General features: G+C 40.4%; 5 protein-coding genes and 1 pseudogene. 2 read left to right on the top strand and 4 right to left on the bottom strand.

The features are described 5' to 3' along the window. Together CBG25_RS04795 and CBG25_RS04790 are read left to right on the top strand one after the other, a co-directional pair. Positions 1-263: transposase (locus CBG25_RS04795; protein ID WP_290603799.1), on the top strand; the 263-nt coding region annotated here is incomplete at its 5' end. A 133-nt stretch (positions 264-396) separates the two neighbouring features. After that, positions 397-612, top strand: a pseudogene (locus tag CBG25_RS04790) (Txe/YoeB family addiction module toxin); the annotation flags it as partial. A 246-nt stretch (positions 613-858) separates the two neighbouring features. Here the strand turns inward: CBG25_RS04790 and CBG25_RS04785 are convergent. From CBG25_RS04785 to CBG25_RS04770, 4 genes are all read right to left on the bottom strand, one after another. Then, positions 859-1,263: a type II toxin-antitoxin system VapC family toxin gene (locus CBG25_RS04785; protein WP_290604948.1), complete on the bottom strand. Its 405-nt coding sequence runs from the start codon at positions 1,261-1,263 to the stop codon at positions 859-861. Next, entirely contained in the window at positions 1,256-1,495 is a 240-nt protein-coding gene (gene vapB / locus CBG25_RS04780) for a type II toxin-antitoxin system VapB family antitoxin (protein ID WP_290604946.1), read from the bottom strand. Before vapB ends, CBG25_RS04785 begins: the two co-directional genes overlap by 8 nt. A gap of 106 nt (positions 1,496-1,601) precedes the next feature. Continuing rightward, positions 1,602-1,985, bottom strand: coding sequence for a hypothetical protein (locus CBG25_RS04775; protein WP_290604944.1), 384 nt, complete (start codon positions 1,983-1,985; stop codon positions 1,602-1,604). Positions 1,986-2,002: 17 nt separating this feature from the next. Continuing rightward, entirely contained in the window at positions 2,003-2,692 is a 690-nt protein-coding gene (locus tag CBG25_RS04770) for a hypothetical protein (RefSeq protein ID WP_290604943.1), read from the bottom strand. Positions 2,693-3,039: the final 347 nt, after the last annotated feature.

Below are 3,039 nucleotides of genomic sequence, written 5' to 3'. Positions count from 1 at the left end.
AGGCAAACGGCTATAGGAGCCAGATTCAGCGTAAAGGCCATCGAAACAAACCGTTGTCCAAGACTCAGCAAGGGCGAAACCACAGGATTGCAAAGACTAGGGCACGGGTTGAACATGCATTTGCGGCGATGGAACAAATGGGTAGAAAACTGATCCGCACCATTGGACAGGTGCGCGCTAATTTTGCCATGACGATGATGGCAGCATGTTACAACCTAAAGCGGTTGGCGTACTTCCAGAGCGCGTGCATCGTGGCTTTCTGACGCCCAGAATGGGTCAAATGGCCCTAGCCAGGGCAATGTGCGATAGAATCAGTAACGTGATAATCAAAAAAAATCTAATTATTTAGAATGAAAGCCAAGGGTTAATTGAAAATCTTGAGTTTTTCGAGGTGCCCTTTATTGGCAAAAATTGGATCAGATAACTATTAAAAGAATAAATTCGCTAATTAAAGATATAAAAAGAGAGCCATTTAGCGGCATAGGAAAGCCAGAACCATTAAAATATAATTTAACAGGTTTTTGGTCTAGAAGGATAACAGATGAGCATAGATTGGTTTATAGGGTTACTGATAAAGGGCTAGAAATAGCCTCTTGCCGATATCACTATTAACATAGCGTTTAAAAATCCGTCAAAAAAACGGAGTTGTCATCCTGTAAACTATTTATGCGGTTAACTATTATCAATAAAAATAAAACCACCAGGTTAGATATTCCAATCTATCAATGTCTCACATAGTTTAAAAACGTAAAAAACATTTTTAAATTTCGTGCTGTTGCAACTACTCATATTAAATAAGAGTGTAAAAAATCGATTCCAAGCAAAAACACTGATGATGTTGGCACTGCGTAACATCGCTTATAATTGTGTCCAGTCTTCGATTCTTAACCCCTCAACTCTTTCAAACTCTCTAGTGTTGTTTGTTACTACAACAAGCCCTTTGCTTCTTGCATGGGCGGCTATATGTAAATCATTGTCACCAATGGGTTTTCCTTTTTTTTCAAGATTAGCCTTTATATCACCGTAATGAAATGCAGCTTGTTCGTCATAAGGTAAAACAGTTAATCGAGAAACAAAGTCATTAACTGTTGCTAAATTTTTAGCAGAGTTAATACTTTTTTCAGCACCAAAAATTAGCTCTGCAAACGTTATCGCAGATATAGCCAGTTGATTAGTATGTTGATTGAATTTAGGCAATAGCGATATGGGTTTCCGTTTAATCGTAAATATAACGATATTTGTATCGAGTAAATATTTAATCAAAGGATTCTCTTTCGCTTGTTATCTGTTCAGTTCTGTTTGATAAAAAATCATCCGTTACAGACTGCTCTGATAAGAAAAAACTATTCCATGCGTTTTGTACAGGAGAAATGATGCGCTCTTTACCCTTCACTCGAACAATAACGTCTTTAACATCATCAGGAAAACGTGTGTCTGCTGGCAGTCGAACATTTTGAGTTCGATTGCTCATAAAAACTTTACCTTGCTGGATCATAGTTCACACCCTCCTAATGTTTGCCATATAGCATCAGTATATAGCAAACATTAAGATACACGCAAGAGCAGACAAACGATAGAATATTTTTTCATACAGCCCCCCCTTAATTAAGTATTAGCTCTGTTTTTTTCTGCACTTTATTAGCCCAATTTTCGGAGTTACCGCAATCGTTTTCTGCAACCACTAGCCGTAACACTCTGCTGTAAACACTCGCACTGACGATGTGCTTGACGCTGTTCAGATACCCGTAGAGTGCGTCAGTCACAATTACATCGTCTGGACTCATGGTTTGACCGCAAACCCGACTGCGGATCTGAATAATGTCGCTTACTACGCTCATACATTCAGGACAGCTTTGCTTGTAGGCGGTCAAATCCTTGTAGGTATACCCCTTTGTACCTTGTTTTTGGGAATAGTCTTCTACAGTTGCTGACCCGATGCCAGCGCAAAGGAGAATGAAAAGTAGAATTAATTTTGTCTTTTTCATTTTCATTTCCGTGCGAATTAATTGGTCTTTGTGGCATTTAAATAACGAATGTCTTTTTCAATCTGCTGTTCGGCAGTATCTAATACCTTTTCCAGTTCTTCCGGCGTTTTGGCTTGCAATACATCTTGCATTTTTTCTTCCAGCAACATGCTTTTTAGTATGCGCGTACCTACCATCAGCATGTTGGTGTAAACTTCTATACGGCTGTTCTCGTCTCCATCACACAGACAATCCAGCATATCCAGCACCCCCTGATACATCAGCGATTCTTCATGCGTTGTGATCCCTAACGGTGCAAGGTAAGTCGCTATGTGGGATGCCTCTTGCAGCTTTGACCGTGCTTTTACTAGTGCAAACGACAGCATCGCTTGTTCACGTAGGAATTGACGTTTCTCCACCTCGCCAGCGTTCATATTCTCCTTTTTTAACGCAGCCCGAAACTCCTGTTCAAAGCCCTTAAACGTAGCTCTTACCCGTTCCCGTAAAAAGTCAACTTCTTCACTGATGAGGGGCATGTCAGTGAGATGGGTTGGCGTGTATTGCGCGATGAGCGCTTTAATATCGACTTTTCTGCCGTCAGATACCGCATACTCGATATTTTGGGTAATCATCATGTAGTGCTTAACCATTTTTCTCAGTACGAGATTTCGCTCAATCAATTCTTGTGATGAAGCAGTATGAGCATTAAATGATTCTGTCTTTTTCATTTTTAAATGTCCTTTTTTAACAGTTACATTTTCCCGTTTGCTTACTGTTGGAATGAAAAGTTAAGATAATGTTTTTTACGTTTTCTGACTTTGTCAGACGGTTCGTTAACTAGGCTGACTATTCGATATACTGCCAGTGGGATCACTGCTCTTTCGCATCGTCAGGCTGGTTTGGTACTTCTAATTCTGTATCGGCTTGCACCGCAGACGCAACTTCTTAGTAAGCGTCATTGGAACCACACAGTGCGCTGCTGCGTGGTTTAAGGTAAGGTGATTTTCCAGGGTAGTAGTGCGTTCCAGTCGATATCCTCATCTGGGTATTTTAGCGCCGTCAGCAGCGCCAAAAG

This window comes from Arsenophonus sp. ENCA (assembly GCF_002287155.1).
Classification (GTDB): Bacteria; Pseudomonadota; Gammaproteobacteria; order Enterobacterales; family Enterobacteriaceae; genus Arsenophonus; species Arsenophonus nilaparvatae.
This window is presented reverse-complemented; position numbering and strand designations above follow the sequence as displayed.

Coding starts and splice junctions, on each gene's coding strand:
- vapB (WP_290604946.1), bottom strand. CDS start 1,495: ATGATCCAGCAAGGTAAAGTTTTTATGAGCAATCGAACTCAAAATGTT.
- CBG25_RS04775 (WP_290604944.1), bottom strand. CDS start 1,985: ATGAAAAAGACAAAATTAATTCTACTTTTCATTCTCCTTTGCGCTGGC.
- CBG25_RS04770 (WP_290604943.1), bottom strand. CDS start 2,692: ATGAAAAAGACAGAATCATTTAATGCTCATACTGCTTCATCACAAGAA.